This window comes from Rhodobacter sp. NTK016B (assembly GCF_017303295.1).
In the GTDB taxonomy this organism is placed as follows: Bacteria; Pseudomonadota; Alphaproteobacteria; order Rhodobacterales; family Rhodobacteraceae; genus Pararhodobacter.
The window spans coordinates 48,534-60,573 of the sequence record NZ_JAFKOK010000020.1 but is presented as its reverse complement, the minus strand read 5'-3'; the positions used below and the strand labels follow the sequence as shown (position 1 = coordinate 60,573).

Sequence of the window (12,040 nt, the reverse complement as noted above, 5' to 3'; positions counted from 1 at the left end):
CACCCCATCCGCCAAGTCGCCACCCCAAGAAATACGCTATAGGCCAACATTATAAGGGCTTTTTCGGGCATTGCAAACGCCTCGCAACGCAAGGCGTCAAATTTTGCTGCACAAAACGAACTCTTTTTGCTGCACTTTCGGCCTTGCTCTCGGGGTTGCAGGGAGGCAATGATGCGGCATGCGATTCACCAAGCGAAATGGCCACCTCCACCTGCGGCGTCGCGTCCCTCGGCGCTATGCCGAGATCGAGCCAAGGGAGTACGTCTGGATCTCGTTGCACACCGATCTGGAGGATGTGGCGAAGCGAAAAGCTCCCGCGATCTGGGACGAGATGCTTGAGGCTTGGGAGGCGAAGCTGCACGGGGACACCGCCGACGCGAAAGCCAGGTTCGAGGCCGCCAAGGACTTGGCCGCGATCCGTGGGTTCCGCTACCTGCCCGCCTCGAAGGTTGCCAAGCTCCCCCGCGCAGAACTTTTCGACCGGCTTTCCCGGGTCGAGCGCAGCGACGGGACGTTGGACATGCCAGAGGCCCGAGCGCTTCTAGGGGGCGTTGCGCCGCCCGAGATGACGGTCTCTGTGGCCCTCGAAGACTATTGGAAGCTGGAGCGCGACTCGCTGATGAAGAAGAGCGAGGACCAAACGCGGCGCTGGCGCAACCCGCGGATCAAGGCGGTGAAGAACCTGATCGCCGTCATTGGCGACAAGCCGATCGCCGAGATCACATCGACCGACATGCAGGACTTCCGGCAATGGTGGATCGACCGGATGGTCAACGAGGGTCTGAGCGCGAACAGCGCGAACAAGGATCTGATCCATGTCTGCGCGATCTTGAAGGTGGTGAACAAGAAGAGGCACCTCGGGCTGTCGTTGCCGCTCAGCGACCTCTCGATCAAAGACCACAGCAGCGGCACGCGGCCGACCTTCTCACGCGGATGGATCGAGTCTAAGCTGATCAAGCCGGGCGCGCTGGCTGGCCTGAACCCCGACGCACGAGGCATTCTGCTAGGGATGATCAACACCGGGTACCGACCCAGCGAAGGAGCGGGGCTCACCCGCGATCAGATCAGGCTGGATGCAGATGTTCCGCATATCTCGATCGAACCAGTCGGCCGCATGCTCAAGAGCAAGGCGGCGCAGCGGAAGATACCTCTGCTGGGCGTCAGCCTCGAGGCGTTTCGTGAGTTCCCCGATGGCTTCCCGCGCTACCAGCGAAACAGTGCCTCACTCTCGGCCACGGTGAACAAGTTCTTGCGCGCGCATGGTCTGGCGGAGACCGAGGCTCACACCATGTATTCGCTGCGCCATGCGTTCGAGGATCGGATGTTGGAAGCCGGCATCGATGACCGGGTGCGCCGTGACCTCTTCGGCCATAGCCTCAACCGTGAGAGATATGGAGAAGGCGGGCAAAACCTACGCCTCGCCCGAGAGCTTCTCATTCCTGTGGCGATCTAGTTTTCAGGGGTGCCTCCAATAGGTGGCGGAAGTCTAAGTGGACTGTCTGGCGCCGTAAGGGCCTCCCCGACCGATCGCCCGTCTTCAAGGTGAAGATGCGCGAGGAAGGCTCGATCTGCGTCGAAGAAGCCACACGCGATCATTGCGGCCTGCGCCTTAATCCAGTCGGCCAAGACGCCCCACACCGCTATCTCGGCCTGGCCTCTTGCTTTGCGGTTCCAATCGCGCTTGTCAGTTCGGGGACCGCAAGGGAACGCTGATTTCCAGGCCGCTTCGTAACCGTGGACACTGACGGGGACAGTTATGTGGCGCCCGTGAAGCCGGAACTGGCAAATCACCTGGCCCAACTCGTCATCGACCATGAACCCTACGGCGCTGGCGCCGACTCCCCGCAATGTGTCGCGGATCTCCTTCTCGCGGCTTTGGCCAGCCTTCGAGTTCGAATACGGAAGCTTGCTCATGTTCCCCATCCCGTTCTCTCAACGGCCATGTTGTGCAGAATGCGAAGGGCGCGCTCGTGCTGCTCGTGAGTCATCCCCGGCCTCCTTTTTCGCCAGTTCGACGATGGCAGCGGCCGCGTCTTCGAGCTGCTCCTCGGCGACAGGTGCGCCGAGACCACGAGAGGTCCATGCGGCACAGACTGCCGCTTGCGCTTTCACCCGCAACACAGCCTTAATCATTCCCCTTGCCCGCATCTTGCCGTCACGGGTGGCTAAGGCGTCGGGGCGGCCCATGAAATCGGCCAGCGCGAAGTCCCGATCGGCGTTCTTCTCAGCGTCCCATGCCGTCACGAGCCATTGCGGTTCCGGGTGCCACTTGGTTGATCCATACCAGACTTTGCGAGGGATGATGACACGATCCGAAACTTCGCCGCGCCAGTTGCGATAGGTCAGCGTGACAGCGACAGGGCTTTCATCACGCTCGGCCAGCGCGGCGGGGTTGGGTTCGAGGGCGGCGAGGATGCGGCGCTCAAGTTTCACTGCCGCCTGATCCAAAATGTCCCAAACCCCTTGCATGATAGGAACATCGGTCTCTGGGTCGTGGTGGTTTACTGCGCGCTCGATTTGATCAACGGCGTGGTTCAGGATTTTGTTTCGGCCTGTATCTTTGTGCCGATCCCCTTCAATTGCCGCCCCTTCCATAGCGGCGGCAAGCTGGGCCTCGGCGGCTGCCAGCTTCTTCGTCAGATGCTCTTCCCTGACATCCTGATAGCACGCGCTCGAAAAGTCCGGCGCGTCATCCTCGTGGATATAGGAAACTCCGTCTTGGTTTTTGCTGTCGCGGTTCGGCATGCGCTCTGCGGCCTCGGCCAAAGAATAGCGCCCGGCAAGATCCTTGACGCCGGTGTAGCCCTTCGCCTCGGGGCGGTAATACAGGCCGCGCTTCTCGATCAGGTAGACGCGGGCCTCGGGGGATGTGTCAGCGGTCATGGCGGGGCTCCTGATACGCGGCAATCTCGCGACGCAGGTCTAGCGCCTCTGGGCATCGCGGCGTGGTTCGATCTAATTCTCCGAGGCGAATACACCGTCTGATATGCTGAAGTGCTGCGATTTCCCTTTCCGGCGATTGCCGGAAAAACCAGTCTAAATAGGTATCAGACATCTTGCCCCTCTTCCCGGGCGCGGTGGGCGGTGAGGGCTTGTTCCGTCTCAGCGGCAACCTCGGCCAGCGTGCGAACGGCCACGATCTTGCCTTCCGGCATTGCCCGGACATTGAATGTCGTCGTGCGCGGCTCGATCCCGACTTCATCGGTGATCATCTGGCAGAACTGGCGCTCAGCGCTCAGGGCCCCCGCCAGCCGCTCCGCATCCGCATCTGCTTCGGCAAGCAGCTTTGCGACGTGACCTGCGGCCTTTGGCAGGCCGTCGATGGTGGCGGCACATTCAGGCCCCAGGGCTCCGGCAGTGAAATTGATGCAGAGCGCCTGCCGGTGGTTTGTCGAGGAGAGAGATTGTAGCGACTTTTCCAAACGCTCGTTCTTGGCGCGCAGGGCTTTGATGGCGCGGTTTGCCTCGTCGGGCGTCACATTGTACGCACAGTGCCGCAGGTCTTCTTGCAGCGCGTCCAGATGGTCTTTCGACAGATCATCGGTGATCTCCGATGCTGGCTGCTGGCTCAGAACAAAATCCGGCACGAATACGCGCTTTGGCCCAAAGCCCGCTGCGGTGAACTCGTCCACCGGCCAAGACGATAGTTCTTCGCTCTTACTGGTGTCGCAGTATCGTGTCCTGACAACCCCCTCATCGACCGAAACGACTTGATAGAGCTCAAGGTCGGCGCGGCTGGTGGTGTAATGATCCCCAGCCTTTGGCGTCCAGGTCATGCCCTGATAGAACCGCAGAGACATAGCCTCCAGTTTTTGTTCATAGGTCAGCGCTTCAGGAGCCTTTTGCGTTTCAGGGCCCATAGTTATCCCTCCCCCCAATAGTCCATGTCGGAATCTGCGCAGGCCTCGGGGCCTTCCTCACGGTAGAGCGGGTCGCTGAAATAGCTCTTGGCGGTCTCGGCCGCGTAGTCGGCAACGGGCGAGCCGTCGTCAAAGTGGGTGAACCCGCATTGCTTCAGGCAGTGGGCGATGAAGCGCTCCGCAAACAGAGCTTCGGTGAGGTCTTTGGTGTCAAGCATGGGCGGGCTCCATCTGGCCGATGTTGCAGCGGTGGGTGGTGAAGGTGTAGGCGGCGACCCAATCGTTGCGGTCCCATGCCTCGGGGCCGTGCAGGCTGTTCCAGAGGGTGTGGAATGCATCGACGCTGGAAAAGCAGCCGCGCCCGTTGCAGTTGCTCTGCCGCATTGCCTCGCACGTCTCGCACTGGACGCCCTCTGCAATGCTGTCTGCGGCGCTGATGTCCTGCAAACGCTGGACCCGCACGTCAGTGACCAGAAGCGTCAGGCGGCTGGCGATGCGGGGCATGAATGCGGCGGACACGCAAACGCTCACTCGGGGCGCAAGTTCGCGCCGCGCAAGCCAAGAGAGTGAGCAACCATCGGTGCTGTAACCCCAGAGCTTGTCGTCCCGCTTAAGCTCTTCCCTCACCCAGAGCCGGTCGCCAACTTGGACCGGCAACAGCTTCAGAAGCCTTTCGTGCTCGTAATCTTCCCAGACCCAATCTGACCGGCGGAACGTCCAGTCATAACCGGGCGTGTCTGATGGTCCGAATTGGTGGAACCCCTTGTATCCCTTCAGTTCGAGAAAGCGCCGGTCCTGATCCTTCCTGCCGTCCAGCAGGGCACAGACCGCAGGGGCGGAAAAGATGATGGGGCGGTCAGCCATGCCTGGCCTCCTGTTGTGCGGGGGCGGTTTCGTAATCCGTCCAGCCCATGCAGCGCGCGCGGAAATCCGCGTTTTCGCCGGGGAGAAGGCGCACGAAGGCGCCGGTCTTGGTGTTGGTGAGGATCATTGCGCGCTGGCCTCCTGTTTTGCGGGGATCTCGACGGCCAGGTGCGCGCAGTTCGCGCGGACCAGCGCTTCGGCAAGGGGCGGGCAGACGCTGTTTCCGCAGCAGCTCACCTGCACGTTCTTGGGGAAGGCGCGGAATAACGGGGTGTCGGTATCGAGGCCCTGCCAGACGCCCTCGATCACATAGTCACGCGGGAAGCCCTGTGCGTTGAACAGCTCGCGCGGGGTCAGCATCCGCAAGCCGATGTCGACCACGACGAAGGATTCCCCGTCGATCTGCAGAGTCACCAGCTCGTCGCCCTCCCACGCGCCATGCGCGCGCAGGAAGTCCGCGACCTGCCGGGCCCGGTCCTCGTGTTCCGGGCCGAAGGGCGGGGCCGCAAGCTGTGCCTCGCTATGCGCAAAGCGGTCTTTGGTGGTGACGGTATGCGCGGGATCGGCATGGCGGGCGCCGTCGCCGGTGCCGTAGTATCTGGCGAAGAACGCCGCGACAGGCTGGGATTTGCCTTGCCCGCCCGCGGTTATCGTCCCGTTCGGTGCCGTCGCCGCGTGCCCGGTGCTGGCGCCGAACTGCCGCGCGACAAAGGCCGCGACGGGGGTTTGCTGACTGCCCGATCCGGTGACTGTCGAGGCGGGAGCGGTCGCGGCGCGGCCTGCCAGCGCATCGTTGCGCGGCCCGCCGTTTTGTTGCGCGAGGAAGGCGGCAAAGGGCGCGTGTTTGGCACCGCCCGCCACCACGGTTCCCAGCGGCGCCTGCACGTCCAGCGCGCGCGGGTGCTGGTCCGGGCGTTCCCCGTAGCCGGTCTGCACCAGCCCGGCGACAAGCACGCTGTTCTGATCCTTGGTCGAGGCGCAGATCGTGTGGTGGGGCGTATCGGCGGGCCGGTTATGGCCCCCTTGCTGGGCATAGGTCAGCACCGGCGCGATAAGCGCGTGCTGGATGCCGCCGACCGTGACCGTGCCGAGCGGATCGCCAAGGGGATATTCCCGGCGCCCGCCGCTGTCGCCATGGGCGATGCTGGCGAGATATGGCGACAACACGCCCAGCGGGGCCGCGCCGCCGGGCTTCTTGATCCAACTGTTCGCGGTGACGGTCGGCGCCGGGTCGCGCGGATCGCTGCCCGTGGCGCCGCCGTTAAAGCGCTGCAGGCTGGGCACGATTATGGCGCTGTGCCCGCCTCCAGCAAGGACGGTAGGATGCGGGTGGCCAATCGACCGATCCCGGCGCGTGGTGCCTTTGAGGCTGGCGAGGAAGGCCGAAGCAAGGCAGGCATCGGCCTTGGCGCGCCCGGCGCCCACGATTGCGGGGACGATCACCGCTTTTTCGCCGCGGTTCGCGCCGGTGATCGTGCGGAACGGCTCGGCCCCCGGTTCGGCCCGGGCGCCGTGGGTCAGGTTGACGATGAACGGTTCCTTTGCGTCGATGACATAGCGCTTCATGCCTCGCGCCACCCGCGCCAGAGTATTTGCGGCCAGCGGGCGGATGGCGCGGATCCCGAAGTCTGCCATGATCTCGGTCGAGGTCGCGAAGATCGATGGGCAGGGGATCGACCAGTCAATGCATTCGGCGGCGGTGCGCCAAGGTTTCAGCTTGCCCTTACGGACGGCGGGCGATTTCGGGTCGCCGTGGGTGGGCTTCGGCCAGAAGATCCGCCGCTTGTCGCGGCGCGCGACCAGAAACCAGCGCTTGCGGATGGTGGGCGCGCCATAATCGCAGGCGCGCAGCTCGCGCCAATCGACACGGTAGCCTGCGCGGCGAAGACGCTTGACCCAGAGATCGAACGTTGCGCCCGCAAATTCCTTGATGGGTTTCCCGTCATTGTCGAGGGGGCCCCATGTGACGAATTCCTCGACGTTCTCCATGCAGATGACATCGGGTTTCACATCCTCGGCCCATTTGACCACCACCCATGCCAGATCGCGGATATTCCGGTCGCGCGGCGCGGCGCCCTTGGCCTTGGAGAAATGTTTGCAATCCGGACTCGCCCAAAGAAGCCCGACATGGCGGCCATCGGCGACCTCGCGCGGGTCCACATCCCAGATATTGCTGTCCAGGTGCAACGTCTCGGGATGGTTGGCCGCGTGAAGGGCGAGCGCGTCGGCGCTGTGGTTGATCGCGACATCGGGTGCGCGGCCAAGGGCGTTCTCAATTCCGGTCGATGCCCCGCCGCCGCCTGCGAAACTGTCGATGATCATAGGGGGAGCGGTTTCCACTTCTAAGCGGGCGCTCATCACTCGATTCCCCGGCGGACATCCAAGATTTTCAACCCGCGCGGCCCCGGCATGCAAAAGACAGGAAGCACCGTTTTCTTGGCCGAAAGGTCCGCGTGACGAGCCGTTCCGGTTTCGGTCAAGCTCCAATCAACCACGCGCGCCGGTTCCGCAGGCGCGGCTTCGATAAGCCCAACTGCGTGCAGCTCCCGCAAAGCCGACCAACTGCGTTCATCGAACCATAGGAAAGGCCCACTGTGCCCCTGCTGGAGGGGAAATGGCGGCTTAAAGTGCAAGAGCAGTGCTTTCGCATCATCGGAAAGCTCAGGCATTGGTGAACCTCGTCGCTTCAAGGCGCAGTCGCGCTTGGGAAATTGGATCGCTGGCGGCGCGCGCTTGCGCTTCCGCAAGCTCGACCTCCATACGTTCGAAGATCGGGAGAAAAGCGGTGTCTCGTGACGCCAGCTCAGCGGCGACGAGATGCAAATGCTGAACGCGATCCAAGCTAATGTCGGACATATTGTGCGCCCCTATGCTACCGCAGCACCTGCTGCGCGCTTCACTATTTGCTGCACCTCGGCGCCAGTAAGCGCCGAGGTCTTGGCCATGCGGCCTAGTCTTTGTCCGGCCCCGCAGTCCGGTAGGCTTCGATCTCGTTGCGCAATTCTTCGAGGATCTTGGGCGCCTCTTGGGCCATCCGGTCGAACTGCGGCTCGTAAAGCTCGTCGATCTCAGCGGGGTCGGCTCCATCAGCAAGCTCGCCCAGGATCATGTCCTTGAGCCGCTCGTAGGGCGCGAGGTCCGGCTCTTGTTCGAGCGCAGGCTGCCCCTCGTCCAGGTCAAACTGTTCGCTCGGCTGGTTTTCGGTGGGGCGGTCTTGCGGGGGCTGCGCTTGGCGGGGCTGCTGCTTGCGCTGCTGGCGCTTCGGCGGCTCTTTCTCCTCCGCGCGCTTGGCCGGCTGTTTTTCATTCTGGGCGGGCTCGTCGACGTACCCTGCCCTTTCATCAAGTGCGGCCTCGCCGTCGATCACATCATCGCCGTCGATCTGCACACCGCCATCGGAGTCCAGCGCGAAAGAGCCGAAGTCCGCGCGCGCTTCATCGACCTCGACCGCTTGCGTCATTTCCACCGTCAGGGGCAGATACTTGGCAAGAGCCCGGATGGCGGTCTTCTTCGCCATCTCGTCCTCGTGCTTCACCCACGGGGTATCGTCGAGCTTTCCGTTGCGCTTGGCATTCTGGTAGCCCTGCGAGCCGTCGCGGATCTCTTCGACCTTCTCCCACGGCAAAACGACATAGGCATGGCCGCCATCCTTGAACTTGGCGATCGCATAGGCGTCGAGCTTGTCGCCCTTCTGGGGGCCGGGACGGTGCCGAAGGCGGGCCTCGGTCCCTTCCTCATATTCCCACAGCTTGTCATCGGAATAGTGGATGTTGGCCGAGAGAGAGGTGATGTGCCCACTGCGACGCGCCAAGTCGATCAGCCCCTTGTAGCCGATCACGACCTGCACTTCCGGGATCTTCACCCAGCGCCCATTGATTTTCTTGTTGCGGTCGAACGGAATCATGTAGGCGTGCCCGAGAACCGTGTTCGGTTCCAGGCCGAGGGCTGCGCACTGCATCAGCGCGCCGAGGAACGACAGTGGTTCGCAATCGGCCAGCTTCGGCGTGGTCCGCATTGCGTTGGCCATCACTCGCATCAGCCGTTCCGGCCGGAGGTTGTTCGCGGCCACCATTTCGAGCTGACGGCGCGCATGATCGTTCATCATGAGCTGGCGGACACTTGCGACTTGCCGCAGCGGGGTTTTCAAGAGGGCGTTACTCAATTCTGTTCTCCTTAAGAGGCGACGGGGACTTCGATGATCGAGAAGCCCGCCATCAAGGCGTCGGCTTCGCTGATTCCGTTGCGGATGGCCTCGTTTGCGCAAAGCCGAAGGGCTTCGAGGACACGGGGATCGTCTTTGTACTGCGCGAAGCACGCGCGAGCGTTATCGATGCGCGCCGACTTCTGGGTGCGCAGCGACATGGTGCGGCCTGCGCCGGTCGCCGTGCGGGCCTGCGCCCTCCGGCCCCGACCCGCCGCCTTCGCACGCTGTTGTGCAGTTTTCAGAGATTGCTGGGCGTCGATCTCGCCTGAGATATCGCCGCGCGCGGCGGCTTGGTCGATGGCTTGCTTCGCCTCTTCCTCCGCTTTCCGCGCGGCCTCCTCTTCTGCAGCCTTTTCCGCGTCGAGCCGCGCCTGCTCGCGGGCGAGATAGTCTGCCTGCATGAGCTTCATCTTCTTCCCGACGGCATCGAGTTTGATGAGCAGCGGGGAATAAGTGGCCTGTACCTTGCTCGCTCCAGCATCCCAAGGCGCCTTGTCCGCCTTCCGCTGTTCTTCGACTTTCTTCCACAACGCTCGGGCGCCGGTGACGAAATCGGTCAAGCGCTCCGACTGCGCTGGGGTCTCGATCTGCTTGATGCGATCCCACGCGCCTGCAGCATCGCAGAACGCCATCGTCTTGACCTGCAGCTCGGAAAACACCGTCAGGTTAAACGCGGGCGCCTGATCCTCGGGCAACTCGGCGCTGACCTCCGCAAGCGCAGCTGCTCGTGCCTGCTCGTCGGCTTCGGTCGGCGGCAGCACCGGCAAAATGCCTTCCGGTGGCTGGTTGTGGTCGCGCGCGGGAAGATCGCTGTCGGTCATGTTGGCCTCACTATGGTGGTGGTCAAATCGATGGCCGCTTTCGTAGCGGCCATCTCGGGAATGCTGGCTCGCATATTGAGCAGCTCTTCATGCTCGAGACGGCTGATCGGGGTGAGGTGGAGCCACCAGGTTTCGGCGCTCTTCGCCATCCCATCGATCTCACAGCGAAACCGCTCATCGTTCGCCAACTCGCCTGTTTCCGGGTCGATCTCACGCTCGATCCAAATCCGCGCCGGAGCCCAAGGGCCACCTTTGACAAGCCGAGTCTTGTACCAACCGGCTTCTGGCATCCCTTCATGGCGGGGTGGGTTTTGCCCGGCGAGCGCGGCTCGCCACCACGCGTATGCACACCGCGCGCTAGTTGGGCTTCTCATGGTCATTCCACAGCACGGATTGGGCTGGCCATCGGAAGAAGCCGCCCGCTATTGGCCAAGGTGATCTGCCCGGTAGCCCAAACGACACGGCAATCGAAGAACTCGGCATTGCCGAACTCGCGGAGCAGATCGGCAAGATTCGGACGCTCGAACAGGTAGAACGGCTGTTCGAGGTACGAGATCACATGCCCGGTCGCCCCAGCATTCGGCATCCCACGGCCCGCCACGACAGCAGCGCCGACCGGGTGAACCGGGGCGCCCTCGGTCGCGATCAATCTTTCAACAGCCGCCGGGACGTTCTCGTTGTAGCTCTCCCCCATCACTCCCACGGCAGCATCTCCGTGGCGTGGTCGGGGTTGACCTTTGCGTAAGCAGCGTTCGCGATGGTTTTGTTCGCGAACCAGCAGAGCAGCACCACGACCGCGAGGATCAACAAAAGCGCGCCGAACCAGATCATAAGACGGAATGCCGCTTCCAACACGCTGTCGGCGCTAAAGCTGTCCTCGGGCCATGCGTCGAACTCGTCGTCCTCAATAGGGGGATGATCACGCACGAGCCGCCCTCCCAAAGAAGCGATCCGCTTCATTCTGGTCTGAGTTGGTGCCGTGTTTCGCAAGCCAAGCAGCGGCTGCGGCCCGCGCCTCTGGGGCGCGTTGTTCATCGCGCATGATCGAGCGCCGCGCCACGATTTCAGGCGCATGAGAAGACAGGGCGCAAAACGCGCCGCTCTTGTAACTCTGCAACATTGGAATGGTCTCCGGTCCTGCGGCTATGCCGACACCCGGACACTATTTGCCAACCGGCAAACCGTCAAGCATTATTGCCTTTAGGCAAACAATGTATGCTGAAAACACGTCCCGGTGACGGGATCTGACAACGCTTCAACCAGAAATTAACCTTTGCCTACCGATGGTTGCACGGAAAGGCCGTTGAAGCCGCAGCCCAGGTCATTGCGGCAGCACCTCCCCTTGCATCCGCTGGGTGCATGTCAGCGTAGGTGACGATCGCGAGTCGAATCGTCTCGATCGAGGCGTCTCCCGGCATGCAAATGCCAAGATTCCAGAGCGATTCCACCTCAGACTCTGGCGCCGCCCATCGAACGCCGACCATAAGGGAATCGAAAAACGAATGAATGAATCCGAGACAGTAATTGCTTCCCGGAGACCCCAGGCCTGCCCTGCACTGTTGAGCGAGCTCAGCTCCTGACACCTGCGCGGCCCCCATGGTCGGCACAACAAGCGCCAGCATAAGAGCCGATGCTTTGATCATAGCTTCCCCCCGCGCCAGACCACGCGCCCGATCACATCAATTTCGTCGGCTTTGCGTTCGACAGCGGCATAGATCTCGCGATTATCGCTGATCACGCGCACTGCGCCCTGCTGAGAAACTGGCGCGAGCCTTTTGACCAACAGAGCATTGTCCTCCCTGATAACGTAGACTCCACCGTACCTTGGGTCGCGTTTTTGCTTGTCTGCCATCACCAAGTCGCCGTCTTCCAAAGTCGGCTCCATCGAGTCACCTTTGACCGCGACCACGAAGAGATCGCCACCAGAGCTGCGCGTGAACTGGCTAACGTACCAACTTGGGAGAGCCACCGCTCCCACAACCGCTTCACTCATTACCGAAGCACCTCCACCCGCACTGGCCTCAATGTCATAGACGCCAATTGACACCGTGGGCTCGCCCTTTACAACCTCTAGGCCATGTTCTTGCGCGCCCTCGGCCCAAGGTATTTCAAGCGCTTCCGCCAGTTTTCGGCCGTTGTCATAGGATGTGTTCGCGCCGGGCCGCGTGCGCAGCTTTGCGATGACATCATAGGACACGCCAGCTCTCCGGGATAACTCCCTCGCGGTCCACCCGCGCTCGGCCATTGCATCCACGACGCGCTGTCCAAAGCTCTTTTCCTCGTGGTCCACG

At 62.4% G+C, this 12,040-nt stretch carries 17 protein-coding genes; 1 reads left to right on the top strand and 16 read right to left on the bottom strand.

Translation table 11 applies throughout. The features are described 5' to 3' along the window. The first annotated feature begins 178 nt into the window (after positions 1-178). Positions 179-1,453: a tyrosine-type recombinase/integrase gene (locus JI664_RS21635; RefSeq protein ID WP_207015874.1), complete on the top strand. Its 1,275-nt coding sequence runs from the start codon at positions 179-181 to the stop codon at positions 1,451-1,453. Here the strand turns inward: JI664_RS21635 and JI664_RS21630 are convergent. The 16 genes from JI664_RS21630 to JI664_RS21565 all read right to left on the bottom strand — a co-directional run bounded on the left by JI664_RS21630 (position 1,450) and on the right by JI664_RS21565 (position 11,946). After that, complete coding sequence (locus JI664_RS21630; protein ID WP_207015873.1) at positions 1,450-1,914, bottom strand: hypothetical protein; 465 nt, start codon at positions 1,912-1,914, stop codon at positions 1,450-1,452. The genes JI664_RS21635 and JI664_RS21630 overlap by 4 nt on opposite strands. 18 nt (positions 1,915-1,932) lie before the next feature. Continuing rightward, positions 1,933-2,883: a hypothetical protein gene (locus JI664_RS21625; RefSeq protein WP_207015872.1), complete on the bottom strand. Its 951-nt coding sequence runs from the start codon at positions 2,881-2,883 to the stop codon at positions 1,933-1,935. A gap of 164 nt (positions 2,884-3,047) precedes the next feature. After that, complete coding sequence (locus JI664_RS21620; protein WP_207015871.1) at positions 3,048-3,860, bottom strand: hypothetical protein; 813 nt, start codon at positions 3,858-3,860, stop codon at positions 3,048-3,050. Between the two features lie 2 nt (positions 3,861-3,862). After that, positions 3,863-4,078, bottom strand: coding sequence for a hypothetical protein (locus tag JI664_RS21615; protein WP_207015870.1), 216 nt, complete (start codon positions 4,076-4,078; stop codon positions 3,863-3,865). Further along, on the bottom strand, positions 4,071-4,724 hold the full coding sequence (locus JI664_RS21610; RefSeq protein ID WP_207015869.1) for a hypothetical protein: 654 nt from the start codon (positions 4,722-4,724) through the stop codon (positions 4,071-4,073). The genes JI664_RS21615 and JI664_RS21610 overlap by 8 nt, the downstream gene beginning before the upstream one ends. Continuing rightward, complete coding sequence (locus JI664_RS24120; RefSeq protein ID WP_286174231.1) at positions 4,717-4,851, bottom strand: hypothetical protein; 135 nt, start codon at positions 4,849-4,851, stop codon at positions 4,717-4,719. The genes JI664_RS21610 and JI664_RS24120 overlap by 8 nt, the downstream gene beginning before the upstream one ends. Continuing rightward, the gene (locus tag JI664_RS21605; protein WP_207015868.1) at positions 4,848-7,082 is read right to left on the bottom strand and encodes a DNA cytosine methyltransferase; all 2,235 of its coding nucleotides are present in this window, start codon (positions 7,080-7,082) and stop codon (positions 4,848-4,850) included. Before JI664_RS21605 ends, JI664_RS24120 begins: the two co-directional genes overlap by 4 nt. Further along, positions 7,082-7,393, bottom strand: a complete 312-nt coding sequence (locus JI664_RS21600; RefSeq protein WP_207015867.1) for a hypothetical protein — start codon at positions 7,391-7,393, stop codon at positions 7,082-7,084. The genes JI664_RS21605 and JI664_RS21600 overlap by 1 nt, the downstream gene beginning before the upstream one ends. Next, the gene (locus tag JI664_RS21595; protein WP_207015866.1) at positions 7,386-7,580 is read right to left on the bottom strand and encodes a hypothetical protein; all 195 of its coding nucleotides are present in this window, start codon (positions 7,578-7,580) and stop codon (positions 7,386-7,388) included. Before JI664_RS21595 ends, JI664_RS21600 begins: the two co-directional genes overlap by 8 nt. Positions 7,581-7,674: 94 nt before the next feature. Beyond that, a complete protein-coding gene (locus JI664_RS21590) occupies positions 7,675-8,886 on the bottom strand; it encodes a recombinase RecT (RefSeq protein ID WP_207015865.1) in 1,212 nt (403 codons plus the stop codon). Between the two features lie 11 nt (positions 8,887-8,897). Beyond that, entirely contained in the window at positions 8,898-9,749 is an 852-nt protein-coding gene (locus tag JI664_RS21585) for a hypothetical protein (protein WP_207015864.1), read from the bottom strand. After that, a complete protein-coding gene (locus JI664_RS21580) occupies positions 9,746-9,937 on the bottom strand; it encodes a hypothetical protein (protein WP_207015863.1) in 192 nt (63 codons plus the stop codon). Before JI664_RS21580 ends, JI664_RS21585 begins: the two co-directional genes overlap by 4 nt. Before the next feature lie 188 nt (positions 9,938-10,125). Then, positions 10,126-10,452 carry a hypothetical protein gene (locus tag JI664_RS21575; protein WP_207015862.1) on the bottom strand — a complete coding sequence of 109 codons (327 nt, stop codon included), beginning with the start codon at positions 10,450-10,452 and terminating at the stop codon, positions 10,126-10,128. Continuing rightward, a complete protein-coding gene (locus JI664_RS21570; RefSeq protein WP_207015861.1) occupies positions 10,443-10,676 on the bottom strand; it encodes a hypothetical protein in 234 nt (77 codons plus the stop codon). Before JI664_RS21570 ends, JI664_RS21575 begins: the two co-directional genes overlap by 10 nt. A 350-nt stretch (positions 10,677-11,026) precedes the next feature. Then, positions 11,027-11,347 (bottom strand): Rap1a/Tai family immunity protein, encoded by a 321-nt coding sequence (locus JI664_RS24275; protein ID WP_414707755.1) that lies wholly within the window; start codon positions 11,345-11,347, stop codon positions 11,027-11,029. Positions 11,348-11,388: 41 nt separating this feature from the next. Then, complete coding sequence (locus JI664_RS21565) at positions 11,389-11,946, bottom strand: S24 family peptidase (protein WP_207015860.1); 558 nt, start codon at positions 11,944-11,946, stop codon at positions 11,389-11,391. Between the last annotated feature and the right edge of the window lie 94 nt (positions 11,947-12,040).

What these genes read in the sequence shown, in the direction of transcription:
- JI664_RS21635 (WP_207015874.1), top strand. Translation starts at nt 179, where the DNA reads ATGCGATTCACCAAGCGAAATGGCCACCTCCACCTGCGGCGTCGCGTC.
- JI664_RS21630 (WP_207015873.1), bottom strand. Translation starts at nt 1,914, where the DNA reads ATGAGCAAGCTTCCGTATTCGAACTCGAAGGCTGGCCAAAGCCGCGAG.
- JI664_RS21625 (WP_207015872.1), bottom strand. Translation starts at nt 2,883, where the DNA reads ATGACCGCTGACACATCCCCCGAGGCCCGCGTCTACCTGATCGAGAAG.
- JI664_RS21620 (WP_207015871.1), bottom strand. Translation starts at nt 3,860, where the DNA reads ATGGGCCCTGAAACGCAAAAGGCTCCTGAAGCGCTGACCTATGAACAA.
- JI664_RS21615 (WP_207015870.1), bottom strand. Translation starts at nt 4,078, where the DNA reads ATGCTTGACACCAAAGACCTCACCGAAGCTCTGTTTGCGGAGCGCTTC.
- JI664_RS21610 (WP_207015869.1), bottom strand. Translation starts at nt 4,724, where the DNA reads ATGGCTGACCGCCCCATCATCTTTTCCGCCCCTGCGGTCTGTGCCCTG.
- JI664_RS24120 (WP_286174231.1), bottom strand. Translation starts at nt 4,851, where the DNA reads ATGATCCTCACCAACACCAAGACCGGCGCCTTCGTGCGCCTTCTCCCC.
- JI664_RS21605 (WP_207015868.1), bottom strand. Translation starts at nt 7,082, where the DNA reads ATGAGCGCCCGCTTAGAAGTGGAAACCGCTCCCCCTATGATCATCGAC.
- JI664_RS21600 (WP_207015867.1), bottom strand. Translation starts at nt 7,393, where the DNA reads ATGCCTGAGCTTTCCGATGATGCGAAAGCACTGCTCTTGCACTTTAAG.
- JI664_RS21595 (WP_207015866.1), bottom strand. Translation starts at nt 7,580, where the DNA reads ATGTCCGACATTAGCTTGGATCGCGTTCAGCATTTGCATCTCGTCGCC.
- JI664_RS21585 (WP_207015864.1), bottom strand. Translation starts at nt 9,749, where the DNA reads ATGACCGACAGCGATCTTCCCGCGCGCGACCACAACCAGCCACCGGAA.
- JI664_RS24275 (WP_414707755.1), bottom strand. Translation starts at nt 11,347, where the DNA reads ATGGGGGCCGCGCAGGTGTCAGGAGCTGAGCTCGCTCAACAGTGCAGG.